The 26640-nt window shown below is 72.4% G+C and carries 28 protein-coding genes; 12 read left to right on the top strand and 16 right to left on the bottom strand.

Annotated elements, in window-relative coordinates:
• Positions 1-43: 43 nt before the first annotated feature.
• The 5 genes from AC27IY_RS06470 to AC27IY_RS06490 all read right to left on the bottom strand — a co-directional run bounded on the left by AC27IY_RS06470 (position 44) and on the right by AC27IY_RS06490 (position 6132).
• Complete coding sequence (locus AC27IY_RS06470; RefSeq protein ID WP_344206677.1) at positions 44-1177, bottom strand: GNAT family N-acetyltransferase; 1134 nt, start codon at positions 1175-1177, stop codon at positions 44-46.
• Positions 1174-1545, bottom strand: a complete 372-nt coding sequence (locus AC27IY_RS06475) for a hypothetical protein (RefSeq protein ID WP_091078002.1) — start codon at positions 1543-1545, stop codon at positions 1174-1176. The genes AC27IY_RS06470 and AC27IY_RS06475 overlap by 4 nt, the downstream gene beginning before the upstream one ends.
• Positions 1546-1832: 287 nt before the next feature.
• Positions 1833-3428: an RNA polymerase sigma factor gene (locus AC27IY_RS06480; RefSeq protein WP_423475198.1), complete on the bottom strand. Its 1596-nt coding sequence runs from the start codon at positions 3426-3428 to the stop codon at positions 1833-1835.
• A 101-nt stretch (positions 3429-3529) separates the two neighbouring features.
• Entirely contained in the window at positions 3530-5305 is a 1776-nt protein-coding gene (locus AC27IY_RS06485; protein ID WP_344206679.1) for a substrate-binding domain-containing protein, read from the bottom strand.
• Between the two features lie 191 nt (positions 5306-5496).
• The gene (locus AC27IY_RS06490; protein WP_487177385.1) at positions 5497-6132 is read right to left on the bottom strand and encodes a cation efflux transmembrane domain-containing protein; all 636 of its coding nucleotides are present in this window, start codon (positions 6130-6132) and stop codon (positions 5497-5499) included.
• Between the two features lie 92 nt (positions 6133-6224).
• On the opposite strand from AC27IY_RS06490, the gene AC27IY_RS06495 reads away from it, so the two are divergent.
• The 5 genes from AC27IY_RS06495 to AC27IY_RS06515 all read left to right on the top strand — a co-directional run bounded on the left by AC27IY_RS06495 (position 6225) and on the right by AC27IY_RS06515 (position 9423).
• Positions 6225-7025, top strand: a complete 801-nt coding sequence (locus AC27IY_RS06495) for a DUF4184 family protein (protein ID WP_487177386.1) — start codon at positions 6225-6227, stop codon at positions 7023-7025.
• Between the two features lie 19 nt (positions 7026-7044).
• Positions 7045-7851 (top strand): TrmH family RNA methyltransferase, encoded by an 807-nt coding sequence (locus AC27IY_RS06500; RefSeq protein WP_364453532.1) that lies wholly within the window; start codon positions 7045-7047, stop codon positions 7849-7851.
• Between the two features lie 35 nt (positions 7852-7886).
• The gene (locus AC27IY_RS06505) at positions 7887-8645 is read left to right on the top strand and encodes an SDR family NAD(P)-dependent oxidoreductase (protein WP_487177387.1); all 759 of its coding nucleotides are present in this window, start codon (positions 7887-7889) and stop codon (positions 8643-8645) included.
• A gap of 26 nt (positions 8646-8671) precedes the next feature.
• Positions 8672-9043, top strand: coding sequence for a MerR family transcriptional regulator (locus AC27IY_RS06510; RefSeq protein ID WP_364453527.1), 372 nt, complete (start codon positions 8672-8674; stop codon positions 9041-9043).
• A 116-nt stretch (positions 9044-9159) separates the two neighbouring features.
• Positions 9160-9423 (top strand): DUF4235 domain-containing protein, encoded by a 264-nt coding sequence (locus tag AC27IY_RS06515; RefSeq protein WP_344206685.1) that lies wholly within the window; start codon positions 9160-9162, stop codon positions 9421-9423.
• Positions 9424-9429: 6 nt separating this feature from the next.
• On the opposite strand, the gene AC27IY_RS06520 is transcribed toward AC27IY_RS06515, so the two are convergent.
• Entirely contained in the window at positions 9430-9717 is a 288-nt protein-coding gene (locus AC27IY_RS06520; RefSeq protein ID WP_423475185.1) for a hypothetical protein, read from the bottom strand.
• A gap of 118 nt (positions 9718-9835) precedes the next feature.
• On the opposite strand from AC27IY_RS06520, the gene AC27IY_RS06525 reads away from it, so the two are divergent.
• Complete coding sequence (locus tag AC27IY_RS06525) at positions 9836-10357, top strand: hypothetical protein (RefSeq protein ID WP_423446151.1); 522 nt, start codon at positions 9836-9838, stop codon at positions 10355-10357.
• On the opposite strand, the gene AC27IY_RS06530 is transcribed toward AC27IY_RS06525, so the two are convergent.
• Positions 10358-11194, bottom strand: a complete 837-nt coding sequence (locus tag AC27IY_RS06530; RefSeq protein ID WP_344206688.1) for a D-alanyl-D-alanine carboxypeptidase family protein — start codon at positions 11192-11194, stop codon at positions 10358-10360.
• A gap of 102 nt (positions 11195-11296) precedes the next feature.
• Between AC27IY_RS06530 and AC27IY_RS06535 the strand changes: the two genes are divergently transcribed.
• Positions 11297-11488: a YegP family protein gene (locus tag AC27IY_RS06535; protein WP_344206690.1), complete on the top strand. Its 192-nt coding sequence runs from the start codon at positions 11297-11299 to the stop codon at positions 11486-11488.
• Here the strand turns inward: AC27IY_RS06535 and AC27IY_RS06540 are convergent.
• Positions 11485-12015, bottom strand: a complete 531-nt coding sequence (locus AC27IY_RS06540) for a DedA family protein (RefSeq protein WP_344207148.1) — start codon at positions 12013-12015, stop codon at positions 11485-11487. The genes AC27IY_RS06535 and AC27IY_RS06540 overlap by 4 nt on opposite strands.
• A gap of 164 nt (positions 12016-12179) precedes the next feature.
• On the opposite strand from AC27IY_RS06540, the gene AC27IY_RS06545 reads away from it, so the two are divergent.
• Positions 12180-12710, top strand: coding sequence for a hypothetical protein (locus tag AC27IY_RS06545; protein WP_487177388.1), 531 nt, complete (start codon positions 12180-12182; stop codon positions 12708-12710).
• Here the strand turns inward: AC27IY_RS06545 and AC27IY_RS06550 are convergent.
• From AC27IY_RS06550 to AC27IY_RS06560, 3 genes are all read right to left on the bottom strand, one after another.
• A complete protein-coding gene (locus AC27IY_RS06550; RefSeq protein ID WP_344206694.1) occupies positions 12679-16071 on the bottom strand; it encodes an ATP-binding protein in 3393 nt (1130 codons plus the stop codon). The two genes, AC27IY_RS06545 and AC27IY_RS06550, sit on opposite strands and share 32 nt — an antisense overlap.
• 63 nt (positions 16072-16134) lie before the next feature.
• Positions 16135-17196, bottom strand: coding sequence for a lysylphosphatidylglycerol synthase domain-containing protein (locus AC27IY_RS06555; protein ID WP_487177389.1), 1062 nt, complete (start codon positions 17194-17196; stop codon positions 16135-16137).
• A gap of 49 nt (positions 17197-17245) precedes the next feature.
• Positions 17246-18064, bottom strand: coding sequence for a PIG-L deacetylase family protein (locus tag AC27IY_RS06560; protein ID WP_344206696.1), 819 nt, complete (start codon positions 18062-18064; stop codon positions 17246-17248).
• Positions 18065-18087: 23 nt separating this feature from the next.
• Here AC27IY_RS06560 and AC27IY_RS06565 point away from each other — a divergent pair, with 23 nt between their 5' ends.
• Complete coding sequence (locus tag AC27IY_RS06565) at positions 18088-19200, top strand: glycosyltransferase family 4 protein (RefSeq protein ID WP_487177390.1); 1113 nt, start codon at positions 18088-18090, stop codon at positions 19198-19200.
• Here the strand turns inward: AC27IY_RS06565 and AC27IY_RS06570 are convergent.
• From AC27IY_RS06570 to AC27IY_RS06580, 3 genes are all read right to left on the bottom strand, one after another.
• Positions 19179-20648 carry a DUF2079 domain-containing protein gene (locus AC27IY_RS06570; protein ID WP_487177391.1) on the bottom strand — a complete coding sequence of 490 codons (1470 nt, stop codon included), beginning with the start codon at positions 20646-20648 and terminating at the stop codon, positions 19179-19181. The two genes, AC27IY_RS06565 and AC27IY_RS06570, sit on opposite strands and share 22 nt — an antisense overlap.
• A gap of 94 nt (positions 20649-20742) precedes the next feature.
• Positions 20743-21117: a hypothetical protein gene (locus AC27IY_RS06575; protein ID WP_371248592.1), complete on the bottom strand. Its 375-nt coding sequence runs from the start codon at positions 21115-21117 to the stop codon at positions 20743-20745.
• Positions 21118-21207: 90 nt separating this feature from the next.
• A complete protein-coding gene (locus tag AC27IY_RS06580; protein WP_344206700.1) occupies positions 21208-21771 on the bottom strand; it encodes a TetR/AcrR family transcriptional regulator in 564 nt (187 codons plus the stop codon).
• 50 nt (positions 21772-21821) lie between these two features.
• Between AC27IY_RS06580 and AC27IY_RS06585 the strand changes: the two genes are divergently transcribed.
• A complete protein-coding gene (locus tag AC27IY_RS06585) occupies positions 21822-22928 on the top strand; it encodes an FAD-dependent oxidoreductase (protein ID WP_487177392.1) in 1107 nt (368 codons plus the stop codon).
• Between the two features lie 64 nt (positions 22929-22992).
• The gene (locus tag AC27IY_RS06590; RefSeq protein ID WP_423446134.1) at positions 22993-24105 is read left to right on the top strand and encodes an aromatic ring-hydroxylating oxygenase subunit alpha; all 1113 of its coding nucleotides are present in this window, start codon (positions 22993-22995) and stop codon (positions 24103-24105) included.
• On the opposite strand, the gene AC27IY_RS06595 is transcribed toward AC27IY_RS06590, so the two are convergent.
• On the bottom strand, positions 24075-24299 hold the full coding sequence (locus AC27IY_RS06595) for a hypothetical protein (RefSeq protein ID WP_487177393.1): 225 nt from the start codon (positions 24297-24299) through the stop codon (positions 24075-24077). The genes AC27IY_RS06590 and AC27IY_RS06595 overlap by 31 nt on opposite strands.
• Positions 24300-24559: 260 nt before the next feature.
• On the opposite strand from AC27IY_RS06595, the gene AC27IY_RS06600 reads away from it, so the two are divergent.
• Positions 24560-25483, top strand: coding sequence for an anti-sigma factor RsbA family regulatory protein (locus AC27IY_RS06600; protein ID WP_487177394.1), 924 nt, complete (start codon positions 24560-24562; stop codon positions 25481-25483).
• 9 nt (positions 25484-25492) lie between these two features.
• Here AC27IY_RS06600 and AC27IY_RS06605 read toward each other — a convergent pair whose 3' ends face one another.
• Positions 25493-26473, bottom strand: a complete 981-nt coding sequence (locus AC27IY_RS06605; protein ID WP_487177395.1) for an aldo/keto reductase — start codon at positions 26471-26473, stop codon at positions 25493-25495.
• Positions 26474-26640 lie beyond the last annotated feature (167 nt).

Genomic DNA, 26640 nt, shown 5'->3' on the forward strand with positions numbered 1-26640 from the left:
AGTGAGGGTGTGTACGGGATGCCGGACTGCTGGGTGGGAGCGGTCAGCGCGCTCCCGTCGCTTCGTTCGCTACTGCGTTGGGTGACTCCTGTTGCTGCTGCATCGAGGTGCGCACCCGACCGAAGCCCTTGAGGACGCGGTCGGCCGCTCTATAGAGAGACGGCCGATCAAGGACAATTGTTCGGGCTTTGTTCAAAGGAGTTCGGCCCATCCAGTGCACGGCCGCTGACGCGGACGGCCGTGACACCCGGCCCTCGGCGACGTAGAGGGTGCCGCTCTTGAGCCAGTCCTTGTACTCCTTGCCGCCCTTGCCCATGTCGACCATGTGCAGACCCGACTTCGCGGCGGCCTCGGCCATCTGCAGATGGTGGACGATGCCGGGGGAGTATCGGGCGTACTCGGTGTCGTAGGCGGGGAACCACCCTACAAGCGTGGTCGCCGTACGGAGGCCGAAATGCCCGGCCACCGGTACGTCACCGGCATAGAGCATGGTCAGGACGCCCCCGAAGTCCGATGCGTTCTCGGCATGCATCATCTCGGTCAGCTCGACGATCCACGGCTGGGCGAAGCGGTCCACCCGGCCGGTGCGGCGGTACTGGTCGGACTTCCAGGCCAGCAGGATCCGCAGGACCTCCGGATCGGGCGTGGACCACGCGAAACGCAGCTCGCCCTGCTCGCGGCCGAGCTTGCGCTCCTTGTAGCGAACGGTCTTGAGGTTCTTGGGCGAGTTGGACTTCACCTGCTCCAGCCAGGCGTCGAAGCCCTGGGTGAAGTCCATCACGGGGGCGGGGCGGACGTCCTGCTCGTAGGGAGCGAACGTCGGCTGCCCGGCCACGAGGTGGTCGAAGTCGAACACGCTGAGCTTGCAGGCGCGCAGCAGCGCCTTGGCGTCGAGCTTCAGCTCCGGGCTCGCGATCAGGCCGTGGCACGTGGTCAGGAAGCCGCCGAGCGGCTTGCCGATGCCGAAGCTGTGCCGCTCGTACGGGAAGAACCCGGCGATGCGGCCGCCGTCGCTGATGACCGCCACCCTCACGTAGTCGCGCAAGCGGTCCATGGCGACGGCGAACTCGACCGACAGGAACGGGTTGTCCAGACTCGGGTCGGCCTTCTGCAGCTCACGCCATCGGTCGCGCTCGGCCTCGCCGAGCTCTCCCGGCCGAACTACCTGGATTTTCACCTTGCCCTGGCCCCCTGTTCGGTCTGCATGCTCTTCCCCCGGTACAAGACGCGCAGCACGTACATGAACCCGCCGAGCACGGCCACGGTGGCGACACCGGCCCTGGGGGACCAGGCTCCGAACAGGAGCATGGCCTCGGCGAGCAGAACGTTCATGACGAGACTTGCCGCGGCTCCCACGGATAGTGCGGCGAGGGGGTCACGATCGCGCAACAGTCCCACTACCGCCGCTCCCGGCACGACCAGGAGGAACAAGGAGATGAGGAAGGGGCGCAGCGGCGTCTCGATGTCGAACAGCGCCACCGCTGCTCCGGCGACGCAGGCCAGCCCCACCAGCCAGGCGAGGGCCTTACGGCGTTGCTTGAGCATTTCCTTGACTCTCTCCTGCTCTCGACTGGTCACAGCACGATTGATCGCAGTTCATGGGACCAATCCGTGCCCGGACACGTCAATGCCGACGCTTGGCGACGCGCCTCGGTTTACCGGCAGGAAGAGGTTTCTTGTGTGACCTTCGGCACACACTTGAGCAATCTCCGGCCCCGACGCGGTCTCCAAGCACACCAGAATGCCCTATGCGGCACAGGATCCACGAGTCGGGGTCCGTTACATCCCCGTTTGTCGATTAAATTCCAATCTGCTGTCGGTAGATGCCCGCTTTATTCCCGATTCATGCCATCCGATGTAGAACTCGCCATTTCTGTAGGAGTGGCGACGGGTTCTGTGGAGGTCGGCACGGGATCGTGGTCGGGCTGTCCCGGGTCGTCCGGCTGGCTGCCCTCCCAGCTCAGCGAGCAGGTCGAGGTGCCGCCGTTCGAGGTGAACGACACCCGCCCGTCGCCCGCTTCCTCGGGGTCCGTCACCGTCACCCGGACCCGCACCGAGCCGCCGGCCTTGATCGACCCGCTCGCGGGGGAGACCTCCAGCCCCTGGGAGGCGGTCGCCACCCAGGACACGGCGGCGCCCCTGGCGCTCAGCCCGATCTGCGCCACGCCGTCGATCGCCTTCGGGCAGGACGTGCCGAGCCGGGGCGCGGGGGCGGGGCGGCGGGTGTTCCGCACCGGGGCCCGCCTCGGCGGAGTGGAGGGCAGGGTCGCCGGCCGGGTGGTCGGCCGCGTGGCCGCCGGCCGGTCGTCCGGCGTGGTCCGGCGCGAGGCCGACGGGCTCGGCTCCGGCGACGGCGTCACCTCGTCCTGGTCCGGCACCGGGTCCGGGCTCTCGTCATAGGCGGGCGGCACGGAGGACGCGGACGGCACGGCGGACGCGGTCGGCGCGGGCGCGAACCGCAGCGACGTCTTGTCCGCCGCCTCGCCTCCGTTGATCACGACCACCGCGCCGGTCGCCGCCAGCACGCACGCGCCCGCCAGCACCACCGGCGCGAGGCGGCGGGGCCTGCGCCGGCGGGAGCGGCGCTCGCCCGCCACCGGGAACCCGGCCCGGTCGAAGCCCTCGCCGCGCTCCAGGATCAGGGTGCGGGCCTGGTCGCGCCCGGGGCTCACGCTGGTCTCGATCACCCGGCGGCGCAGGGAGAGCGGCGGGTACCCGACCGGCACCAGGTCGAGCAGCCGCCCCCCGTCCACCTGGCCGCGCCGTCGCTCGCCGCACACCTCGCAGCCGCCGATGTGCCCGGACAGCCGCCGGCGCAGCAGCGGCGTGAGCGGGCCCTCCCAGGAGTCGACCATCGCCGACAGGTCCGGGCAGTGCGCCCGGCCGGTCCTCGCCAGCACCACGGCCGCGACGGCGATCTCCAGGTGGTCGCGGGCCCTGGCCAGCCGGGCCACGGCCTGCCGCGAGGTCAGCGCCAGCACCGCGCCGACCTCGGACGGGGTGAGGCCGTGACGCAGCGACAGCTCCAGCACCTCGCGGTCGACGCCGGTCAGCTCGCCCAGCGTCTCGTGCACCAGGTCGGCCAGCTCGGGATCGGGCTGCCCGTCCGGGTCGGGCAGCGGCGGGCCCTGCGGCGGCGTGCCGCGGTGCGCCAGCCGGGCTCCGACCTGGGACCTGGTCAGCGCGTACAGCCAGGGGCGCAGCCGGCCCGGCTCCCGCAGCCGCTCGATCCAGCCCTGGGCGCTGACCAGGGCGTCGTGCACGGCGTCGGCCGACAGGTCAGGCTCGCCCGTCAGGCAGTAGGCGTAGTCGTGCAGCCGTTCGCCGTAGGAGTCGAAGAGCGCGGCGGGGGCGTCGGCGTCCGCGCGCCGCAACGCCTCCACCAGGTCGTGGTCAGCGGCGCGATCGACGGTCGGCCATCCAGGCACGGATTCCCTCCCCGCGGGTAGACGGGCCCTTGAGCCCCACGCGGAGAGGACGCGCCCTTGTTCGTGGGGGTTCGCCCGTCATGCCCGATGGGCATGAAACGTCAGCCGTCGCAGTTGGGCGTGCAGAGGCGGCGTTCCATGCCCTGGAGGAAGAAGTCGCGGACCTGGAGGACGTCCTTGGCGATGTACGCCTCGCCGCCGGTGGCCTTCGCCACCGCGTCCATCTGCTGCTTGCCCTTCTCCGCCTCCGGCCCGAACGCGATGAGCAGGATGCTGATCGGCCGCTTCGGGTTGTAGGTCTTCTTGAGGTAGTCCAGCAGCCCGGCGTTGGACAGGCCGCCGTCGGGGTCGTCGTTGCCCGCGCCGTCCGTCAGGATCAGCAGCGTGTTGATCTTGTCTTCCTTGTACGTCTTCGTGAGCTGCCCGTAGGCCGCCTTGACCGTGTCGTTCAGCCCGGTGTCGCCGGTGGCCTTGGCCTGCACCTGCGCGAACGTCCTGACCAGCGTCTCCTTGCGCAGCACGCCGTTGATCGACTCGCTGACCGGGCCGACCGACACCAGCTCCCGCCAGTCCTTGCCCTGCCCGTCGAGGTGCGTGGAGAACGTCCACAGCCCGAGCTCCGAGTCGGCGGGGAACAGCGCCAGCCCCTCGGTGGCGATCTTGTTGATGGCCTGCATGCGGGTCATGCCCGTGCCCGGCACCGGCAGCGCCATCGTCCCCGAGACGTCGAGCAGCGTGAGCAGCCGGGTGCCGAGGTTCAGCCGGGACCAGGTCTGCACCATCCGCGTCACGGTCGCCGCGTCCGGCGGGGTCAGCGCCTGCGGCGTCTCCTGCGCGAAGCCCTTCTCCTTCGACAGGTTGTCGCCCGCCTTGCCGTCGGCGCTGCGGAACCCGGCCTCGCGCAGGATCTTCTTGGCCGAGTCGCCGGACAGCTCCTTCTTGAAGCCCGCCGCCGCCTTGAGCGTCGCGGCGTCCTTGGTGAGGACCGTCATCGGGTAGTCGAGGCTGAGCGTGCCCTCCTCGGGATAGAGGGCGACGATCGGCGCCTCGGGCTTGCGCGTGTTGTGGACGTAGACCGCCTGCTCGGAGGCCACGCCCACCGGCACCCGGCTGCCCGACTTCACGGTGAGGCTGGCCAGCAGCGCCGAGGAGTCGGAGGCGAGCTGGCCCGACAGCTCCTTGAGCGCTCCCACGAGCGCCTTGTCCTGCTTGGCGGCCTTGGCCGTGCCCGCGGCGGCGAGCAGCGCGGTGAGTCCTGCCGAGTTCTTCTGCGGATCGAGGGCGAGCACCCGGACCTTCCTGCCGGGTCCGTCCACGTTGGCCACGTTCGCCGCCGCGATGAGGGCGGTCCAGCTCGGCTTGAGCGTGCCCTCCAGCTTCGCCGCGGACGTCTTGGCCGTCGCCAGCACGACGGGGGAGAGCGCGACGGAGCCGTCCGGGCGCGGCAGCGCGTCCCCGCCGCCGGCGGCCGCGCGCATGCTCTCCAGCAGCAGGCTGGAGTCGGCCACCCAGAAGTCCGCGTTCGACTTGCCCGCGGCGATCGCGTTGGCGGTCCTGGCCGCCGACTCCTTGGTCACCGTCACGTCCACGCACTTGCTGTCGACGGAGTGCATGGCCTTGTTATAGTTGCCAGCGATCTTGTTGAGCGCCGGCTGGATGTCCGGCGTGGCGACGACGCGCAGCGCGAGCTTGCCGTCCGAGCAGTCGTGGTCGCGGTTGAAGATGACGAACGCGGCCACACCGAGGAGCACCGCCAGCGCCACGGCGCCGGCCAGCGGCACGAGCACGCGGCCCCGGCTGCTGCGCGCCCTGCGGCGCGAGGGGGGTTCGGCGGCCCGGTATCCGCCGTCGAGCTCGTCTGTGCGGTGTCGCCCCACGATGTCCTCTTCGGTGTGTCGTGACCTTCCGGAGACCCTAGCGGGAGTTGCTCCGCAATACTCCGGGAACGATACTCGGTGCGGTCAGTGGTGCAAAACAGCCCTTTTGGTGCGGTGATGACGCACGGTGACCAAACCAAGTCGCTGCGGGACCGGTGACAGGGGGTGCGAGAACCTTCGACCGTACGCGGTCAGTGGCAGCAGGCGTGGCCGCGCCAGGCCCGCGCGCCCTCCCGTACGCCCACCGCCGCGAGTGCCAGCGCCATCGCCGGGTCCGCCCACCACCAGCCCAGCGTGTTGAGCCAGAGCCCGGCGAGCACCCCGGCCGCCATCGCGCCGCAGATGAGGTTCTGGGTGCCCTCGCCCGCGGTCGCCGCCGAGCCCAGCCGGCGGGCGAGCCTGCGCTTGACCAGGCCCAGCACCGGCATGCCGATCAGGCTGACGGCCGTCACCACGATGCCGAGCGCGCTCGGCGCCGCCCGCTGCCCCTCGCCCAGGTCGTACGCCACGTGCGCCACGAGATAGGGGGCCAGCAGCCAGAAGCTCACGGCGACCGCCCGCCTGGCCGTGCCCTCGGCCCCCGGCGACAGCGTGCGCGAGCCGGTGAACCGCCACAGCACGATCAGGCTGGCCGCCGCCTCGACCAGCGCGGACAGCGCCCAGCCGATGAGCGCCACCGAATGCGCCGCCATCCCGGCCACCAGGCCGAGCGTGCTCTCCATGCCGAGCCAGCCGAGCGTGACCAGGGAGAGCGCGCGGGCCGCGCGGGCGTCGCCCAGCCACTCGGCCGACACCACGGGAAGCTCGTGGATCCGCTGCTCAGACATGACGAACCTCCCGGTGACCCTGAGTTACCTACCCGTCACCGTACGCGAGAAAGGCGTCCGCCCCGCCAAGGAATGGCCAAGATCGGCCGATAATGGGAGCCGACGAGGGGGAGAAGCCGATGCCGTTCACGCCCGCGCACATCGCGGCGGTGCTGCCGCTGGTCTCGGCGGCCCGGGTGCGCCGCTTCGCCGACCCCTGGGCGCTGGCCGTGGGCGCGATGGTGCCCGACCTGCCGATCTTCCTGCCGTTCCTGCCCGACTACACCGACTGGCACTCCTGGACCGGCGTGCTCACGCTCGACCTGGCCGCGGCGGTGCTGCTGGTGGCGCTGTTCCACCACGTTCTGCGCGATCCCCTGACCGCCCTGCTGCCGCCCGCGCTCGCCGGGCGGGCCGCGCTGCTCGCGCCCGCCCGGCTCCGGCCGGCGCCCATTGTGGCCGGAGCCCTGATCGGCGCCGCCACCCACATCGGCTGGGACTCCTTCACCCACTCCACCGGCCCCGCCCTCTGGGGCGGCTGGCTCTCGGTGGAGGTCCTCGGGGTGCTGCCGCTCTTCCGGGTCCTGCAGTACACCTCCTCGGCGGTCGGCCTCGCCGCCGTCGTGTGGTGGGCCTGGCGCGGACTCGCGAGGATGGCGCCCGCGCCGGTGCCCGAACGGCTCGCCGTCTCCGCCCGCGTACGGGCCGGCGTGCTCGGGGCCTGCGCGGCCGGCGTCGTCGCGGGGGCGCTCGTCTGGCCCCTGGTGGACGAGCCGACCCCGGCGCTCGGCCTGCCCAGCGTGCTCACCAAGACCGGCGCGGGCACCGTCGTCGGCCTGTGCCTGGTCCTCGCCTGCTACGCCGCGCTCTGGCAGCTCAGGCGCCGCCGCCCGGCCGTCCCTGACCGCGCCTGACCACTGGCACTATCGAGAGGTGCTTGAGTACGTCACCGACGCCGACGACCCCCGCCTCTCCGACTACACCCGGCTGCGGGACGTCGAGCTGCGCAAGAGCCTGGAGGCCGAGCGCGGCCTCTTCCTCGCCGAGGGCGAGAAGGTCATCAGGCGGGCCATCGGCGCCGGCTACCCCATCCGCTCGGTCCTGACCACCCGCCGCTGGCTCCCCTCACTCGCCGACGTCCTCGGCGACGCCCTCGTGTACGTCGTCAGCGACGAGATCATGTCCGGCATCGCGGGTTTCCAGGTCCACCGCGGCGCCCTCGCCTCGATGGAGCGCCTCCCGCTGCCGTCCGTGGAACACCTGCTGACAGGCGGGGCCCGCCGCCTGCTGGTGCTGGAGGACCTGGTCGACCACAGCAACATCGGCGCGATCTTCCGCTCGGCGGCGGCGCTCGGGGTCGACGCGGTCATCCTGTCCCCCCGGTGCGCCGACCCCCTCTACCGGCGCGCGGTGAAGGTGTCGATGGGGGCGGTGTTCTCGATCCCGTACGCGCGCATGGACGACTGGTTCGAAGGACTGTCGCGGCTGCGGGAGGCGGGCTTCCAGACGCTGGCCCTGACGCCGGACCAGCAGGTCACGCCGATCGACACGGTGAAGCTGTCCGACCGGGTGGCGCTGCTCCTGGGCTCCGAGGGGGACGGCCTGTCGTCCCACTGGCTGGAGGAGGCCGACCAGGCGGTGTGCATCCCGATGAGCGCGACGGCGATGGCGGCGGGCGTCGACTCCCTGAACGTCGTCGCCGCGGCGGCCATCGCCTGCCACGGCCTGATGAGACGTTGACCTTGCCGCTGGCGGCAGGGTTGGACGATGACGGCATGGACATCACCGCACCCCTGAACAGCAGGATCGTCGTCATCACCGGAGCCGGCACCGGGATCGGCCGGGCGACGGCCCGGGCCTTCGCCGCGGAGGGCGCCCACGTGGTCGCGATCGGCCGGCGCGTCGAACCGCTCAAGGAGACCGCGGCCGGGCACGACCTGATCACCCCGCTGGCCGCCGACATCACCGCCGAGGGCGAGCCCGAGCGGATCATCCGTGCCGTGCTGGAGACACATGGCCGGCTGGACGTGCTGGTCAACAACGCCGGCATCGTACGCAGCGGCGCCCTCGGGACGATCACGCAGGAGGCGATCACGGCTCAGCTCGCCACCAACCTCGTCGCCCCCGTCCTGCTGGCGCAGGCCGCGCTGCCGCTGCTGGAGACGTCGGGCGGAGTGATCGTCAACGTCAGCACGTCGATAGGGCAGCGGGCGTTCCCGGGCAGCTCGGTCTACGCGGCGACCAAGGCAGCACTGGAACTGCTCACCCGCACCTGGGCGGTCGAGCTGGCGCCGCGCGGGGTCCGGGTGGTGGCCGTCGCTCCCGGCGCGATCGGCACCCCGATCGGTGAGCACCAGGGCCTGACGCCGGAGCGCCTGGCCGCGCTGCGGGAATGGCAGCTGGCGCACACCCCGCTGGGCCGGATCGGCCGGCCCGAGGAGGTGGCCTGGGCGATCACCCAGCTCGCCGCGCCGGCCGCGTCGTTCGTCACCGGAGTGGTCTTCCCGGTCGACGGCGGAGCGGTCGTGGCGTGATAAAAGTGGCCCGGGAGGTGGGACGCGTGCGGATCGGCGAGCTGGCCAGGATGACCGGCACGACCGCTCGGGCGCTGCGGCACTACGAGCAGGCCGGGCTGATCTCCTCCGAACGGGCCTCCAACGGCTACCGCCGCTACGACGAGCGGGCCGTGGTGCGGGTGCGCAACATCCGCTACCTGCTGTCCGCCGGGCTGACCCTGGATGACGTGCGCGCGTTCCTTCCCTGCCTGGACGGCGACGTCGCCGCCGTACCACCCTCGGACAAGGGCCTGCGGATCGCGCTGGAGCGGCTGGCGATACTCAACGAACGGATCGCCACGCAGACCGAGGCCCGCGACCGCCTGGAGAAGGCACTCCGCGAGAAGGCCGGCCACCGCATCCGCCCGGTGGCCTGACGCAGGTTTGCCCGGCACGGGGGCCGGTCGGGCGAGGGCTCTTGGCCATTTCCAGTGAACGGGTTTAGGCGGCTCCCAGGGGGCACGGGCAGACAGCATCGTCGAGGAGAGGTGAGATGCACTCCGTAGAGAAAGCACTGTCGCTCGGAATGGGCATGCTCAGCGCCGCGCTGGCCGCCGCGATGTTCAAGCGGGTGTGGACGATGGCGTCGGGGGAGGAGGACGCGCCGGACGCCGACGACCTGGAGCGCGGCTGGACGGAGATCCTGGTCGCCGCCGCGCTGCAGGGCGCGATCTTCGGCCTGGTCAAGGCCGCGGTGCACCGCGCGGGCGCGCAGACCTTCCACCGCCGGGCGGTCAGGAACGGCGCGAAGGGTTGAGCCGGGTCAGGGGTGGCCGGGCATCCAGTCGGGGTAGCTGTCGACGTCGTAGGTGACCGGCCTGCTCTCGACCGGGCCCGTGTGGCCCGCCGCTCTGAGCAGCGCCTCCATCGCGGGAGCGTGCGCGTCCGTGGTGATCAGGGTGAGCCGCCAGGCTGACGTCCCGGCGGGTGAGCCCGGCACCTCGTCGATGTCGATGGACGTGGCGAGATCCGCCCCCAGGATCTCGTGCGCCAGGACGGCCGCCTTCTCGTGGCCTTCGACCGTGGTGCGGACCTCGATGAATGCCGCCATCGGTTTTCCTTTGTCCGTGGGGAGGCCCACCCTACCTGTGGAGCGCACGAAGCGAACGGGATTCGGCATATGCTGCTCTCTGTGACATCGCCATGACGGTGAGTGACAGGGAGGGTGCATGGACCTGGGGTGGATCATCGTGACGGCGATCGGGGCGGGTGCCTCGCCCGCTGCTCCACCGGCCGCGCTGACCTGCGCGGTCGCGACCCCGCCCGCCCGGCCGCTGAGCTTCACGCCGAGCGTCGGGCTGACGCCCCGCCCGGTCACCGTGCGGGGCAACCTCCAGCTCACCGGCTGCGTCTCGCCGGACGGCTCGGCCTCCGCCCTGCGGTCCGGCTGGGTGTCCCTGCGCGTCACCGCCGACGCCTCCTGCACCAGCACCGCCCGCGTACGCGGCCGCGCGACAGTCGTCTGGTTCGGCGCGGACGGCCGTCCCCTCGGCACCTCCACGATCACCGGCGGCCCGGGCAGCCTGGCCACCCATCGGCCCGCCGACAGCCTGCTGTCGGGCACCGTGACCTACGGCCCGCTCAAGGGCCGCCGGGCGAGCGGCGGCCTGACGCCGGACGCGGGTCTCCTCTCCTGCGCCACCGACGGGCTTAGCCGCCTGGCCGGCACGGGGACGATGAGGTTCGGCTGATCAGCCTTCCGCGATCCGCCTCTCCGCGTAGTCGAGCAGCTGCTCGGCCGTGGTGAAGCGGCGGTTCTTGTCGTCGTGCAGCAGCGCGCCCACGATCTGGACGCCGTTCCGCTCGGCGGCGAACAGCAGGCAGTAGCCGGCCGCCCGCGTGTAGCCGGTCTTGACGCCCAGCACGCCGGCGGAGCGGGAGAGCAGTTCGTTGGAGTTGCGCCAGGTGTGCGCCCGGTGCACGGCGGTCTTGCCCACCTTGTACGTCTTCGTCCCCACCATGGACTGGAACGTGCTGTTCGCGAGCGCCCGCTGCGCCAGCTTGACCTGGTCGGCGGCCGTCGAGTAGCCGCCGTTGCCCGGCGTGGGCATGCCGTCGGCGTTGGTGTAACGGGTGTCGGCCAGGCCGAGGGCGCGGGCGGTGCGGTTCATCTTCGCGACGAACGCCGCCTTGCCCGGCCCGTAGCGCCGGGCGAGGGCGCTGGCCGCGTCGGCGCCCGACGGCAGCAGCAGCCCGTGGAGCAGGTCCCTGACTGTGAGGCGTTCGCCCGCGCGCAGCCCGGCCGTGGTGGCGCCGTCCTTGACGGCGTCCTTCACGTCGGCCTCGGTGACGGTGATCGTGTCGGTCAGCCGGGCCTCGCGCAGCACGACGTACGCGGTCATGACCTTGACCAGGCTGGCGACGGGCACCCGCCGGGTCTGCCGCTTGCCGAAGTGGATCGTTCCCGCCGAGTCCACCACGTACGCCTCCGCCGCCTTCACCTTGGGGGCGTCGGCCGCCACGGCTGGGGTGGTGAAGCCGACAAGCACGGCGAGCGCGGCAGAGCCCATCAATCCCGCAATACGCATGCCAAACATGGTGGCAGGAGATCAACGGTTCGTTTGCCTGACTTCGCCATAAAGCCCCATCGGGTGGGGGTAAATGAATGCTAGATCGAAGGGGGAACAGCCGTGGCGGGCAGGTTCATCATCACCGAGGACGGGCAGGGCGGTTACCGGTTCGCGCTGGTCGCGGGCAACGGGCAGACGCTGGCGGTGGGCGAGGGCTTCACCAGCAAGGCCGCCTGCGTGAACGGCATCGAGACCGTGCGGAGGAGCGCCCCGGAGGCCGTCATCGACGACCGCAGCCAGGCGCCGGCCTAGGCGATCACGGCCTTCTCGTCCGCCGTGGCGCGCCGCCGCCTCCTGCGCCACACCACGAACCCGGCCACCGCGCCGACGACCAGCACGGCCACGGCCGCCGCGGCGACGGGCGAGTGCGAGGCGAGCTGCACGTAGCCCCAGATGGCCGCCGCGCCGCCGAACCACCACAGCGGCGCCCAGGTCAGGCAGCCGAGCGCGCTCGCGACGACGTACCAGGGGTAGGAGACCCGCAGGGCGCCGGCCACCCAGGGCAGGGTGTGACGCAGCCCCGGCACCCAGAAGCACCCGTAGACGGCGAGCGCCCCCCACTTCTCGACGACCCGCTCGACGGCCTCGATGCGGGCCCGGCCCACCTTGCGCCCGATCCGCGAGTCGTAGAGCTTCTCGCCGAGCCTGCGGCCGACCCAGTAGTAGACCTGGAACGCGCCGAACAGGGCGATGATGAGGATGACGCCCACCAGCCAGTAAGGCAGGTTGAGCCAGTAGGGCGTGTCGGGGGCGGGAACGGCGATCATCGCGGCCGACATGTCCACCACCCCTCCATTAAGCGTTAGGTAATCCTCACCTTATTCGCGCGTCAAGCCGAGTGCCACACCCGCCTGCAAGCGGCCCGCATCGGGTGCAACCAGGGGACAAGCAGCGATCAACCGCCCCGCTCCACTCTAGGTGTGAGCAAGAAGGGGTGTTGACGATGTCGACGACGAGAAGCAGGGCCGCCCTGGCCGGTGGCACCGCGAACGCGGCCAGGTTGTTCGTGGCCGCGCTGGCCTTCACCAGCGCCTACGTCGGCCTGTCCGCCTACGGCAACGCCCGCTCGGCCGCCGCCCCGGTGCAGACCGTGACGCTGTCGGCCCGCGAGATGCCGATCGCCCGCCCCCTCAAGGTCGCCACGTCCACGTCCACGTCCACGTCCGCGCGGGCCGGCACGGTCGCCGTCACCCCCGGCGACGCGGACGGCTGCGCCACCTCGTACGTCGCCCGCAGCCTGCTCGCCGAGGCCACCCCCGGCCAGGGCGTGGCCTACCGCTGGCGGCTGTCCCGCTGGAGCCCCGCCACCAGGACCTGGCGTACGTTCCTCGCCGAGCACGGCGGCTTCGCCGGGAGCGAGCGCGAGATCGAGTGGCGCCCCCGGATCTCCGGCAACCCCGGCTGGTATCGCGTCGAGGTGCTGGCCGAGGGCGCCGGAGCCGTCAGGAGCGAGCGTTTCCAGGTGAGCTGCTGACCGAGCGCCGCGCCGCCTCGACCCAGCGCGGCACGCCGACCCGCTCGGCCACCTCCAGCGCCTTCTCGTAGTGCTCGCGGGCCGCGTCGGGCTGACCGAGGCGGACCGCCAGGTCGCCGAGGGTGAGCGCCACCGGCCACAGCGCGACCACGCCGGTGCCCGCGCCCGCCACCCGGTCGGCGAACGGCTTGAGCTTGTCGTAGCAGTCGACCATCCGCTCGCGGTCGTCGAGCAGCATCCCGGCGAGGGCCCGCCAGGTCATCGCCAACTCGTACAGGAAGTCGGGGCGCACCGGCGGGCGGACGGAGGCGACGGCCTTGGCGTCGGGGACGTGCCCGGCGGAGGCCAGCGCGAGCGCGTAGGCGTCGAGCGTCCACTTCGCGCCCCGGTGATGGGCGTCGGCCAGCACGTCGACCATCTCGGCGGCCCGGCCGTCGACCAGGTGCAGGCAGAACATGGTGATCAGCGGGAGGTCCTGGCGGCCCTCCAGCATGCCCGCGCGCTGGGTCATCCTGGCCGCGTCGCGGTAGGCCCGCTCGGCGCCCGCGTAGTCGCCGGAGATCATGAACCGCATGCCGCGGTACCAGACGACCACCGCGGCGGGGGCGGACAGGTCGTACTGTCTGGCCAGCTGGTCGGCCGCGGCCGCGTGCGTGTCGGCCACGGCGAACTCGCCGCGCGCCGCCGCGCACTCCAGCAGCACCAGGTGGGCCAGCGCCTGCGTGGCCATCTGCCCCGAGCGCTGCGCCACTTCCAGCAGCTCCCTGCCGATGCTCTCGCGCGCGTCCACGGCCGGGATGTCGTACGACTGCCGCAGCCGCCCGCTCAGCGCCGCCGCGATGAGCGTCGGGTCGCCGCTCTCCCTGGCCAGCTCCAGCGCCTGCAGCGACGCCTCCCGCCCGCGCTCGGGCGAGGAGGAGCCCTCCAGCTCCAGGGCCAGCGTCGTCAGCAGGCTGGCCCGCAGCCGCTGCTCGCCGGCCGGCAGCTCGACGAGCGCCCGCTCGGTGACGTCCACGATCTCCCACGCGGTGCGGGTGAAGTCGCGGGCCATGCCCTTGTGCGGCACGGCCAGCGAGGCCGCCACCTTGGCGGTGAGCTCCAGGTCGCCGAGCGGCAGCGCGGCGTCCATGGCCTGGCGGCGCAGCAGCCGCGCCGCCGTCATGTCGCCGCACACCGCGAGCGCCCTGATCTGGCGCAGCATCAGCCGCAGCCGCTCCTTGGCCCGCTCGGGCTGCTCGGTCTGCTCGTCGCCACGGGACCGGTCGAACGCGGCGATCGCCTGCTCCCACAGCGAGGCGGCCTCGCGGTGGGCGAAGCGCCGCTCGGCCTGCTCGGCGGCGAGGCCCGCGTAGCGCACCGCCTTGTCGGCCGCGTCGGCCAGGAAGTAGTGGTGGGCGAGCGCGGCCACGTCGGAGGACGTGCGCTGCTCGATGACCGCCGCCACGGCCGCGTGCAGCCGGGCGCGGCGCAGCCGGGAGGCGTCGGAGTAGATCGTGTCGCGCACCAGGTCGTGGTCGAAGCGCAGCAGCCCGGGGCCAGGCTCGGTGACGAGCCCGGCGAGCAGCGCGGCCTCGACGGCCTCGATCACCGCGTCCTCGTCGCCCGCGACCGCGATCAGCACGTCGAGGTCGACGTCGCGGCCGATCACCGCGGCCTGCAGCAGGATCTGCTGCGCGCCGGACGGCAGCCGCGAGATGCGCCGCCGCAGCACGTCGCGGACGCCGGAGGGCACCCGCGACAGCACCTCGGTGGCGCTGGCCCGGTCGGCCGCGCCCTCGGCGTCGAGCAGGCGCACGGTCTCGCGCACGAAGAACGGGTTGCCCGCGGTGCGCTCGACGATCGACTCGACCGCGTCCTCGTCGATCTCGCGTACGCAGGTCGCCCTGACCAGCTCGGCCACGGCCTTCGGGTCGAGCCCGGAGAGGCCGACGCGGACCGGCCCGAGCCGGGCCAGCGAGGCCAGCACGTCGGACTGGGCGTCGTCCAGCTCGCTCTCCCTGCACGTCACCACCAGCAGCACCCGGCTGGTGGCGAGCAGGCTGGGCAGCGCGCGCAGCAGCGCGAGCGTCTGGTCGTCGGCCCAGTGGAGGTCCTCGACCGTCAGCAGCACCGGGGCGCGCTTGGCCACCCCTGCGAGGTAGCCGCCGACCGCGCGGTGCAGGCGGAAGCCGCCGGAGACCTCGTCCTCGTCGGGGTCGGGGGCGGCGTCGTCCAGCAGCGGGGCGAGGAGCTGGGCGTATTCGCCGGCGCCGGTCATGCCGACGAGCGTGCGCAGGATCTCCACCCAGGCCCAGCCGGGCGGGGTGGCGCTGGAGTCGGGGCAGGCGCCGGAGGCGGTGATCCAGCCGTCGCCGCCGAGCTGGCCCTCCAGGCGGCGCAGCAGCGTGGTCTTGCCCGCGCCCGCCACGCCGGTGACCACGGCCACCTGGAAGCGGCCGGTGCGCGAGGCGGCCGTGGTGAGCCGGGCGAGCTCGGCTTCGCGGCCGACGAACGGCTCGGGGTCGAGCGGCGGCGGCTCGACCGCGGCGGCCGGCCGGGGCGGCCAGGTGTCGCCGGCGGCCGGGACCGGGCGCGCGGGCCGCGCCGGGAGCGCCAGGTCCAGCTCGGGCGACTGGGCGAGGATGTCGGACTCCAGCTTGCGCAGCGCGGGGCCGGGGTCGATGCCGAGCTCGTCGGCCAGGATGTTCCTGGCGCGGCGCAGGGCCGCCAGCGCGTCGCCCTGCCGGCCGCAGCGGTAGAGGCCGAGCGCCAGCAGCCGCCAGCCCTCCTCGCGCAGCGGATGCTCGGTGGTCAGCGCCTCCAGGTCGGGCACGGTCTCGGCGTGCAGGCCGAGGCGCAGCCCGGTGTCGGCGTGCCGCTCACGGGCCACCAGCCGCAGCTCGGTCAGCCGGTTGACCTCGGCCTCGGCCCACTGCTGGTCGGCGAAGTCGGAGTAGGGGGTGCCGCGCCACAGGCCGAGCGCCTTCTCCAGGCGGCCGCGCGCCGACTGGGGGTCGCCCTCCTCCAGGTGCTCGCCCGCCGCCCGGACGAGCTGCTCGAACCGGAGCGCGTCGACCTGCTCGGAGGCCACCCGCAGGGCGTAGCCGGAGGCGACGGTCACCAGCAGGCGGTTGGGGCCGCCGCGCGGGCGGCCGGGTTCGAGCACCCTGCGCAGGCGCGAGATGTAGACCTGCAGGCCCGACTGCGCGCCCTTGGCCGCGTCGTCGTCCCACAGATCGTAAAGAAGAGTGTCAACCGGGACGACCTGACCCCTGGCCACGAGGAGTCGGGCGAGGACGGCTCGCTGCCGCAACCCGCCCAGGTCGAGTCCGTCGTCGTGTTCGTACGCCTCGACTGGCCCCAGAACTCGGAACGCCACCATGTCAGCCGCCACGCTATGCGGGCCTACGAATCGCGCACAAGGTCTTTGAGGGGTTTGGGATTGTCACTGGGGGGCCTTCGAGATCGCTGACGGGGACTCCGCGCCGGTGCCCCGGCCGCCGCGCCTGCGCAGCAGCGCCCACGCGCCCAGGGCCAGGCCACCGAACGGGATCTCGATAGTGTAAGTCCAGAAGCCGAAAAGCAGTGCGGTCGCGGTGGCCGGAGCGGCCGGCACGTGGAAGGCGGCGGTGAGCAGGAACACCACCCCGCTCTCCATGATCCCGGCCCCGCTGGGCGTGACCAGCGCGCTGGTGAGCACCCGCGACAGCGCGAAGACGGCGATCGACTGGGCGAGGCCCGGCCAGGCGCCGGTGGCCCACATGCAGGCGGCCATGATCGCCCACTGGAAGCCGAGGAAGAACACCATGCCGAGCGACAGCCCGAGCGAGCGGGTGCGGACGATTTCGGCGGTGTCGGCGCGCAGCTTGTGGAAGTGCTCGCCGGCCCTGACCCGCAGCCGCAGCAGCTCGGTGATGCGGTCGAGCGCGCGGCCGAGCAGGTCGGCGGCCCGGTCCCAGTAGAGGGCGGCGGCCACGGCCGCGCAGATCGCCAGGATGGCGAGCGCGCCGGTCCAGCCAGCGTTGGCGACCGTGGCGTTGGGCGCCTCGCCCGCGACGAGCAGCGCGATGATCCCGACGGCCGGCAGGATGAACCGGAACAACGTGTTCCAGATGCCGCTGACCAGCGTCATGACCACGATCGACCGGTTGCCGAAGCCCCAGCCCCTGGTCATCGCGAACGACAGCGCCACGCCGACCGCGCCGCCGAACGGCAGCAGGTTGCTGACCGCGCTGCCGGCCGCGTTGAGCGTGAGGCCCTGCAGGTTGGTGAGGCCGGGCAGCGAGTTGGTCAGCACGAACGTGTAGGCCAGCAGGCTCAGCAGCCACAGCGCCGTCATCAGGGCGATCTCGCCGAGCCCGAGCCCGCCGAACACCGCGCCGATCTCGGCCCACGACACGGGCTTGCCCGTGAGCGCCCGCACGATCTCCGGCAGGTAGACCACGAGCAGCACCGCCAGCCCGAGCGAGAGCACGGAAAGGACGATCTGCAGCCACTTGTTCTTCATCGGCACCCAGTCTGCCCCCTCGCGAGGGGCCGATCATCCCTCGGAGGGACTACTCGGGCCACCGCTCGAAAGGATGACGCAGCCGGGCGCCGGGCGGCAGGTCGCGGCGGACGTACCACTCGGTGCCGAAGACCAGGCGGTAGAGCGGGCCGGGGACCTTCAGCATGACGGCGAGCGTGCGGTCGCTGTCGCCGCCGCTCGCCTGGGAGACGTGGGCGGACATCGAGGCGCGTTTCTGGCGGGCGTAGCGGCGCACGTTGACCCGGTGGGTGATGGCCTCGCCCGGGGAGTAGGCGCTCTCGAAGGTGCGTACGTCGAACTCAGGAGGAAACCGGTAGAACTTGGTCGCCAGCCTGAGCAGCCGGACCAGCGGGTCGCGGTTGACCGTCGCCTCCAGGACGATCTCGGTGCCGGCGATCTCGGCGGCCCGCCTGCCCACCCGGTGCACCTGCACGTGGTCGGGGTGGCCGTAACCGCCGGCCGGGTCGTAGATCGCGAGGAGGTCGGCCCGCTCCTCCTGGAGGATCGCGGCCAGCGCCTTGGCCGCCTCCTCGATGTCGGCGTCCATGAACGCGTTGTCGGGCCGCTCCTCGGCGCTGCCGCCCTTGGGGCTGAGGCCGGAGTCGCCGTAGCCGAGGCACTCGACGCGGGCGCAGCCCAGCACGGCGGCCGACTGGTAGAGCTCCTTGAGCCTGGTCTCGCCCAGCGCCTCGCCCGGCGCCATGTCGGCCAGGCCGCGCTCGCCCGCGGTGGCGGTGACCAGCACCACGCGGTGTCCCTCGGCCGCGAGCATCGCCATGGTGCCCGCCGTCAGCAGGGCCTCGTCGTCGGGGTGGGCATGGAAGAACACAGCGGTACGTGGAGGCACACGCCCAGATTAGTCTGGGAGGGGTGCGGATCTTTCACGTGAGCGACTGTTACCTGCCGCGACTCGGGGGGATCGAGGTCCAGGTGGCCGATCTCGTGCGGATGCAGCGCGCGGCCGGTCACGAGGTGACGGTGGCCACGGCGACCAGGGGCGAGCCGCTGGAGGGCGTGCGCAGGATCGTCGCCAGGATGCCCTTCGACCTGCCGGTCCACCCGCGCGGCGTGGGCCATCTGACGCGGTGGATCGCCGCCGGGCGGCCCGACGTGGTGCACGTGCACACCGGGGCGGTCTCGCCGTTCGCGTGGATGGGCGTGCGGGCGGCGGCGCGGGCCGGGGCGCCGTGCGTGGTGACCGTCCACAGCATGTGGGACCCGCTGACCCGGCTGCTCTACCGGCTGCTGCGGGCGGCGTACGGCTGGCAGCGGTGGGGGCTGGTCGCCACCACCGTGAGCAGCGCGGCGGCGGTGCCGATCCGCGCGGTCGCCGGGCCCCGGGTACCGGTCAGGGTGGTCTCCAACGGCCTCGACCTGTCGGGCTGGGCGCCCCCGCCGGGCACCCCGCAGCCGCGCGAGGAGGTCCACGTCGTCGCGGTCGGCCGGCTGGCGCCGCGCAAACAGCCCGTACGCCTGCTGAAGCTGCTCCAGGCGGCCCGTGCCCGGGTGCCCGCCGAGATCCCCGTCCGGGCCACGATCGTCGGCGACGGTCCCGCCAGGGGGCAGATGGAGCGCTTCCTGGCCCGGCACGGCATGGCCGGCTGGGTGTCGCTGCCCGGCCGCTACTCCCGCGAGCAGATCGCGAAGGTCCTGGAGTCGGCCGACGTCTTCGTGGCGCCCGCGCCGCGCGAGTCGTTCGGCATCGCGGCGCTGGAGGCGCGGGCGGCGGGGGTGCCGGTGGTGGCGCGGGCGCAGAGCGGGGTGGCCGACTTCGTCGCCGACGGCGTCGAGGGGCTGCTCGGGCGGAGCCTCGGCGACCTGGCGCGGGCGGTGGCGCGATTGTGCGCCGACGCCGGGCTGCGCGAGACGATCGCGGCGCACAACCGGGCGACGCCGCCCACGGCAGGGTCGTGGCCGGCGGTGCTCGCGGGGTTCGAGTCGGCGTACGAGCGGGCCCGCGCTCAGCGGCGCAGCACCACGTAGCCGTCGCGTTCGAAGACGATCACATAGCCCTGGGCCTGCAGCTCGCCGACCTTGGCGACCTGCTGGTCGAACGAGCCGAACGGGAACTCCCAGCGGGCGGTGTCGGCGATCACCCAGGGCGCGTTGTGCGAGGTGGGCCCCCACAGCAGCACGGTCGTGCGGTCGGTGAGCGCCGGCCCGACCGAGTTGGGGGCCTCGACGAGCACGCCGTCAGGCACCTTGCTCACCGCCTCGGCGGCGGCGGCCGCCTTGGGCTCCTTGTAGAAGGACGGATGGTAGAGCTGGTCGAAGGCGAACCTGGGCACCAGCGTGAGCGCGACCACGCAGGCGGCGGCCGACCAGAGCAGCTTGAGCGTGGCGTCGTCGGAGCGTTCGAGCCGGCGCAGCAGCCGGGCCATGCCGTCCACGCCCGCGCAGATGATGATGACCACGGTGAACGCGCTGTACTGGAAGTCGGCCTGCCACCACTGCGGGCGGTCCGACAGCATGCGCTCCAGCACGTGCGGCAGGGCCGCCAGCGACAGCGGCGACAGCAGGCAGAGCATCAGGGTGGGCCAGGTCAGCAGGAACAGCGTGTCGACCTTGGCCTCCTCGCTGAACGGCAGCAGCAGGGCGGCCAGCGGGTCGCGGGCGATGCCCACGAGCGCGCCGCCGATGTCGGGGCCGAGGTGCCCGTAGGCCCAGAAGTCCCGCGGATTGCCGCCGAAGACCGTGGTGACCAGCCCGCGGATGAGCAGCACGGCCCCGATGCCGAACGTGACGCACAGCGTCCCCCGCCACCGCTCGCCCATGACGAACAGGCACAGCCCGACCCCGGCGATCATGAGCCCCATGTCCTCCTTGACCAGGAGGAGGGCGAGCATCGCGAGGAACGCCGTGCGCTCCTTGCCCGCGTGGTAGCGCTCGATCATGATCGCGGTGAGCACGGGGACGAACATGACCTCGTGCGCGTCGAACGCGACGGCCTGCGCGACCGGCCACGACAGCGCGTACGCCGCCGCCACCAGATAGGCGGGCGCGACCCCGAGCACCCGCCTGGTGTAGTTCCACAGGAACGGCACGGCCCCGGCGAACAGCGCCGCCTGCGCCACGATCAGCGTGCCCGGCCCGTCGTGGATCCAGTAGAAGGGCGCGAGCAGCGCGTAGATCGGCGAGAAGTGGTCGGCGAGCTGGACGTAGTCCAGCCCGCGCCCGTGGAACATGCCGAGCACGGGGACGTACGGCGGCCGGAACGCCGCGTAGTTGCGGACCGCCTGGTCCACGATCACCAGGTCCAGCGTGGTGGCGCGGAAGGAGGCCAGCTTCACCAGCCCCAGCACCGCGTAGGCCACCGCCGCGAGCAGCGTCATCACGCCCACCCGCAGCCGGTGGCCGCTGAGCGAGACCCTCCAGGCCCGCCGTGCGGGGGGAGCGGCGCCGTCCGGCGCGAGGTCGGTTCCAGCCGTCACGGGCGACAAGACTAGAACGAATCTGCGCGAAAGTGGCGCGGCCGCCGCGCCGACCTGCCCCCCGCAGGCGGTACGGCGGCCGCGCGGCCGGCCGTCAGGAACAGGCCGAGGTGATCTTGCTGGAGAAGCCGTTCATCTTGCCGGTGAACTCCGACACCTGGGCCAGGTCGCCCTTCTCCAGGCTCTCGAACCCGGCGGCGAGGTCGTTGAGCGCGGCGGCGACCTCTCCGTCGTACTTGCCGGCGAGCGTCTTGGTCTTGTCGGCGGCGCTGGCGGAGGCGGTGCCGACGGCCTTGGTGTCGGCGGCGTTCTTGGTGACCTCCGAGCTCCAGTCCGTCATGATCTTGCTGGCCTCTTGGGCAGCGGAGTTGCAGTCGACCGCCTGGCCCAGCGCGCCACAGGCGGTGGTCAGGACGGCAAGGGAAATCGTCGCGGCCGCGATGGCCAGGCGACGGCGAGGGGGAGTCATCTTCCGGTGCCCTTCGTTGGTTGAGCGAACACCGAGAACATTAGGGACAGGAGCTTGATCTTCGCTTGCACGCCGCTAACACCCGCGCCGTCAAGCCGGTGTAAAGCCGTGGAGCAGGACCTGGACGATCTCCTCCGGCTCGGGAAGCGGCAGGTCGAGCAGGCCGCGGTAGGTCACCAGGCCGGTGAACAGGTCGGTGAGCAGCCACAGGTCGGCGTCCGGGGGCAGCTCGCCGCGCTCGACCGCGCGTTCGTAGACCACCCATGACCGCTCCATCCTGGTCCGCATGCCGGTGCGGATGATCTCGGCCACGGCCGGGTCGCGGCCGGCCTCGCCGTAGATCTGCCGAGCCGTGCGGGCGACCCCGGGCTGGTGCCAGAGGGCGAGCGTGTCGGTCACCACCACGCGCAGGTCGCCCTCCAGCGAGCCGGTGTCGGGGATGGCGACGTGCGTGTCCATGAAGCCGGCGAGGGTCTGGAGGAGCATGTCGCGTTTGGTGGGGTAGCGACGGAACACGCTCGCTCTGCCCACACCTGCCTCCTCGGCGACGTCGTCCATGGTGAAGTCGAAGCCGTGGGTGAGCACCAGCCTGGTCGCGGCCTGTCTGATGCGGTGGTCGACCGTGGGATCGGGCTTGCGGCCGCGCGCGGACATAGTGATACTCCTAGTATCTGATACCCCAAGTCTCACAATCAGGGAACACCATGAGAGTAATAGTGGTGGGTGCGGGCGTGGCGGGTCTCGCCCTCGCGCGCGGCCTGCTCGCCGCCGGTCACGAGGCCGAGGTGTACGAGGAGTCCCCCGAGCCGCGCACCGCCGGCGGCTCCGTCACGCTCTGGCCCGGCAGCACCGGCATCCTGGAGGAGCTGAAGGCCGACCACACCCGCGTCGGGCGGCGGCTGGAGACCCTGGAGTCGTGGAGCTCCGACGGCCGCAGGCTGGTCACCGTCGACCTGACGGCCGCCGAGCGCAAGTACGGCCACCCCACCGTCCACGTGGCCCGCGGCGAGCTGGTCGAGCTGCTGGCCGAGGGCGTCCCCGTCACCTACGGGGCCCGCGTGGAGCACGTGGACCCCGACCGGGCCGAGGTGCGCCTGGCCGACGGCACCGCCGTGCGCGGCGACGTCCTCGTGGGCGCGGACGGGCGGCGCTCGGTGGTGCGCGCCGCGCTGTGGGGCGAGGACCGGGCGGAGCTGACCCGCTGGGTGACCTGGCAGGGCTTCATCACCACGCCCACGTCGCTCAGCGGGGGCGGCGCGGCCGTGATGATGGCGGGCCTCGCCGGGCTGTGCGGGCTCATCCCGGCAGGGGAGGGGCGGCTGCTGTGGTGGTTCGACGTGCGCTCGGCGCCCGGCGAGCCGTTCTGGGCGGACGACCCGCGCCTCGCCGAGCGGCTGCGCGAGCGCTTCGGCGGCTGGGCCGACCCGGTGCCGGCCGTCCTGGACTCCCTCGCGGGGCCCTCCCCTGTGACGCCCGACTTCTTCCCGCACCACCGCCAGCCGATCCCCGAGGTGTGGGGGAGGGGTCCGACGACCCTCGCCGGCGACGCCGCCCACACCATGCCGCCCACCATGGCCCAGGGCGCGAACCAGGCGCTGGAGGACGCCTGGCTGCTCGCCCGCTCGCTGGACGACCTGCGGGGCTACGAGCGCGCCCGCGCGCGGATCGCCCGCCGCCCGGCCCGGCTGGCCGCCACCGAGCTCACCGACATGCACCGTCCGGCCGCCGGGCTGATCCCCGACCGGCTGGCCACCTGGCTGAACACCGCCTGGCTGCGCAGGGCCAGCACCTACCTCTTGACAGCCTCATGAACGCCAGCCGACGATGTCGCAGATAGAGCAACTCGGTGCGTCATACGCAACAAGGCGGTGTCGGTTGACCACCACGTCGAGCCTCATCCCCACGCTCCCCGGCCGCTCCTACTCCGACCCCGACGTCTTCGCCGACGAGCAGGCCAAGATCTTCGAAAGCCTCTGGTTCTGCGCCGTGCGCGGCGAGGACGTGCCGCGGCCCGGCGCGTTCCGTACCGTCCAGGTGGGCAGGGAGAGCGTCATCGTGGTCCGGGGCCGCGACCACCGGCTGCGCGCCTTCCTCAACGTCTGCCGGCACCGCGGCGCCCGGCTCTGCGAGGAGCCCGCGGGCGAGGTCAGGCGGACGATCAGGTGCGCCTATCACGCCTGGTCCTACGACCTCGACGGCCGGCTGGCCGCCGCGCCCAACCTGGCGAGGATGCCCGACATCGACCGTGTCGCCCACGGCCTGATCCCCGTCCACCTGCGCGAATGGCTCGGCTACGCGTGGGTGTGCCTGGCCGCCGAGCCGCCGTCGTTCGAGGAGAGCGTCACCGGGGCCGCCACCGAACGGCTCGGGGACCCCGCCGCCATCGAGCGCTACCACGTCGAGGAGCTGGCGCTCGGCCGCCGCATCAGCTACGACGTCAGGGCCAACTGGAAGCTCGTCGTCGAGAACTTCATGGAGTGCTACCACTGCGCGACCATCCACCCCGAGCTGGTCGCCGTGCTCCCCGAGTTCGCCGGCGGCTACGCGGCGCAGTACTACGTCGGCCACGGCGCGGAGTTCGCCGAGCGGGTCGAGGGCTTCACCGTGGACGGCGGCCCCGGCTTCGGCAAGCTCCCCGACGTCGCGCGGGAGCAGGACCGCCGCTACTACGCGATCACCGTCAAGCCGCAGGTGTTCGTCAACCTGGTGCCCGACCACGTGATCGTGCACCGGATGTTCCCGCTGGCCGTGGACCGGACGCTGGTGGAATGCGACTGGCTCTACCACCCCGACGTGGTCGCCTCGGGGGCGGACCTGACGCGGTCGGTCGAGCTGTTCCACCGGGTCAACGAGCAGGACTTCGACGCCTGCGAGCGGACCCAGCCCGGCATGTCGTCACGGGCCTACCGGGAGGGAGGGGTGCTCGTGCCGAGCGAGCACCACATCGCGCTGTTCCATCAGTGGGTGAACCAGCGCTTGCGCGGGTAGCGCACGGTCAGCCCGCCGTACTTGGTGACGCCGGTGACCACCACGTGCGGGACACCGGGCCTCGGGCGGCCCGGCACGTCGGCGGTCGAGACATGGCCCCAGCCGCTGCGCAAGCCGTCCACGTTCGCCGTGCCGCCCTCCGGCAGGGTGATCCTGGCGGAGCCGTAGGTCAGGTCGACCTCGATCTCCACCACCGGATGGGGGATGACCGCCTGGGACAGGTCGCGGTGCGCTCACGGTCCTCGTCGGAGACCCGCATGTGCAAATCCGACATGCCCCGAGCCTAGGTTCGGCGCGCTCAGAACGGGAGCCGTCGTCCGGAGGGGGTCCGCAGATCGAGGGGTTCCGGTTGCCGGACCGGACGGGGGCGGAGGATCACCTGCACTCTCTTCACACCTATGTGGTACCCAACCCTTTCCCATGAACTCCTCAACCTTGGGTAGCGTGAGGCGTGATGAAATCGGCCGGACCGTTCTCCCACCCCGCGCTGCTCTACCGCACCGCGGACGAGTACGTCTCCGCCACCACGGCCTTCGTCCGCGAGGGCCTGGCGGCGGGAGAGCCCGTGGCCGTCGCCGTCCCCGCGCCCAACCTCGCGCTCATCGCCGACGGGCTCGGGCCCGACGCCGGCGCCGTACGCATGCTCGACATGGGCGTCGAAGGCCGCAATCCCGGGCGCATCATCCCCGCCGTCCTCCGCGAGTTCGCCGACCGGCATCCCGGCGGCCGGGTGCGGATCATCGGCGAGCCGATCTGGGCCGGCCGCCCGGCCACCGTCTACCCTGCCTGCGCGCAGCACGAGGCGCTGATCAACCTGGCCTTCGCCGGGCGCGAGGTCACCATCCTGTGCCCGTACGACGTCGCCGCGCTCGCCCCCGCGATCGTCGAGGAGGCCGCGCGCACCCACCCCGTCATGCGGGACGCCCGGGGCGAGTGGCCCAGCGAGGACTACGCGCCCGAGCGGGTCATCGACGCGCACAACCGGCCGCTGGAGGAGCCCGGCGAGTGCGTCTCCCTGCGCTTCGACGGCGACAACCTGTCGGCCGCGCGGCGCCTCGCCACCGGGCAGGCCGCCCTGCTGGGCTTCGCCGGCGACCGGCTCGACGACATCCAGCTGGTCGTGGCCGAGCTGGGCGCCAACAGCCTCGACCACGGCGGCGGCTCCGGCACGATCAGGGTGTGGGCGACGGACGACCGGCTGGTGTGCGAGGTCAGCGACCGGGGTCACATCCGCGATCCGCTCGCCGGGCGGATCCCCGTCGACCCGCGCGTTCCGGGCTCGCGCGGGCTGCTCATCGTCAACCTGCTCGCCGACCTCGTCCGCGTCCACACCCGGCCGGGCGGCACCGTCGTACGCGCCTACTTCGACCGGCCCTGACGCCCGGCCCTACCGATACTGCTCGATCTCGGCCATGCTCGGGTAGCGCTGCCCGGCCACCGCGTCCGCCGGGACCGCCGCGGCCAGCGCGTCGAGTTGCTCGGCGGTGAGCGTGATGTCGGCGGCGGCGGCGTTCTCCTCCAGATACTTCAGCCGCTTGGTGCCGGGGATGGGCACGACGTCCTCGCCCTGGGCGAGCACCCAGGCCAGCGCGAGCTGCGCCACCGTGACGCCGGCCGCGTCGGCGATCCGCTCGACCTCGGCGACCAGCCGGGCGTTGTGCTCGGCGTTCTCGCCTGAGGTGCGGGGGAAGTTGCGGCGGAAGTCGTCCGGGGCCAGCTCGCCCGAGGTGGGCGGCGCGCCGGTCAGCAGGCCGCGGCTGATCGGCGAGTACGCCACCAGCGCGATGCCGAGCTCGCGTGCCGCCGGCAGGATCTCCGCCTCCAGGTCCCTGGTGAACAGGGAGTACTCGCTCTGCAGGGCCGCGATCGGGTGCACGGCGGCCGCGGCGCGCAGGGTCGGCGCGCTCACCTCCGACAGGCCGAGGTGGCGGACCTTGCCCGCGCGCACCAGCTCGGCCATGGCGCCGACGGACTCCTCGATCGGCACCTCCGGGTTGCGGCGGTGCATGTAGTAGAGGTCGATGTGGTCCACGCCGAGGCGGCGCAGCGAGGCGTCGCAGGCGGCCCGGATGTACTCGGGGCTGTTCTCGATCGTGCGGGTGCCGCCGTCCCGCTTGACGCCGAACTTGGTGGCCAGCACCACCTCGTCGCGCCGGTCCTTGATGGCCCGGCCGACCAGCTCCTCGTTGGCGCCCCTGCCGTACATGTCGGCCGTGTCGAGAAAAGTGATGCCGAGGTCGAGGGCGCGGTGGATGACCGCGATGGACTCGCTGTCGTCGGCCGGGCCGTAGAACTCGGACATGCCCATGCAGCCAAGGCCGAGCGCGGAGACCCGCGGGCCGCCGACGCCGAGAGTGCGCTTGTTCATATGTCCAGGTTGGACCCTAGAGCGCACTCTAAGTCAAATCAGGGACAACCCTGCCCACCCTGAGGGGGCAAACCCTACCCAGGGTCACTTCCTTCCAGGTCAACGCATTGATCCGGAGCCGTCGATACTTAAGGACTAAGGGGAGCTTCAGGGCTCCTTCGGGTTGA

The organism is Nonomuraea sp. B208 (genome assembly GCF_057536035.1).

Bases quoted from the DNA above. Each gene is read 5' to 3' on its own strand.
- AC27IY_RS06575 (WP_371248592.1), bottom strand. From the start codon at position 21,117: ATGACTCCCCCTCGCCGTCGCCTGGCCATCGCGGCCGCGACGATTTCC.
- AC27IY_RS06530 (WP_344206688.1), bottom strand. From the start codon at position 11,194: ATGCGTATTGCGGGATTGATGGGCTCTGCCGCGCTCGCCGTGCTTGTC.
- AC27IY_RS06505 (WP_487177387.1), top strand. From the start codon at position 7,887: ATGGACATCACCGCACCCCTGAACAGCAGGATCGTCGTCATCACCGGA.
- AC27IY_RS06525 (WP_423446151.1), top strand. From the start codon at position 9,836: ATGGACCTGGGGTGGATCATCGTGACGGCGATCGGGGCGGGTGCCTCG.
- AC27IY_RS06515 (WP_344206685.1), top strand. From the start codon at position 9,160: ATGCACTCCGTAGAGAAAGCACTGTCGCTCGGAATGGGCATGCTCAGC.
- AC27IY_RS06490 (WP_487177385.1), bottom strand. From the start codon at position 6,132: ATGTCTGAGCAGCGGATCCACGAGCTTCCCGTGGTGTCGGCCGAGTGG.
- AC27IY_RS06495 (WP_487177386.1), top strand. From the start codon at position 6,225: ATGGGAGCCGACGAGGGGGAGAAGCCGATGCCGTTCACGCCCGCGCAC.
- AC27IY_RS06550 (WP_344206694.1), bottom strand. From the start codon at position 16,071: ATGGTGGCGTTCCGAGTTCTGGGGCCAGTCGAGGCGTACGAACACGAC.
- AC27IY_RS06540 (WP_344207148.1), bottom strand. From the start codon at position 12,015: ATGTCGGCCGCGATGATCGCCGTTCCCGCCCCCGACACGCCCTACTGG.
- AC27IY_RS06555 (WP_487177389.1), bottom strand. From the start codon at position 17,196: ATGAAGAACAAGTGGCTGCAGATCGTCCTTTCCGTGCTCTCGCTCGGG.
- AC27IY_RS06520 (WP_423475185.1), bottom strand. From the start codon at position 9,717: ATGGCGGCATTCATCGAGGTCCGCACCACGGTCGAAGGCCACGAGAAG.
- AC27IY_RS06545 (WP_487177388.1), top strand. From the start codon at position 12,180: ATGTCGACGACGAGAAGCAGGGCCGCCCTGGCCGGTGGCACCGCGAAC.
- AC27IY_RS06605 (WP_487177395.1), bottom strand. From the start codon at position 26,473: ATGAACAAGCGCACTCTCGGCGTCGGCGGCCCGCGGGTCTCCGCGCTC.
- AC27IY_RS06475 (WP_091078002.1), bottom strand. From the start codon at position 1,545: ATGCTCAAGCAACGCCGTAAGGCCCTCGCCTGGCTGGTGGGGCTGGCC.
- AC27IY_RS06600 (WP_487177394.1), top strand. From the start codon at position 24,560: ATGAAATCGGCCGGACCGTTCTCCCACCCCGCGCTGCTCTACCGCACC.
- AC27IY_RS06580 (WP_344206700.1), bottom strand. From the start codon at position 21,771: ATGTCCGCGCGCGGCCGCAAGCCCGATCCCACGGTCGACCACCGCATC.
- AC27IY_RS06585 (WP_487177392.1), top strand. From the start codon at position 21,822: ATGAGAGTAATAGTGGTGGGTGCGGGCGTGGCGGGTCTCGCCCTCGCG.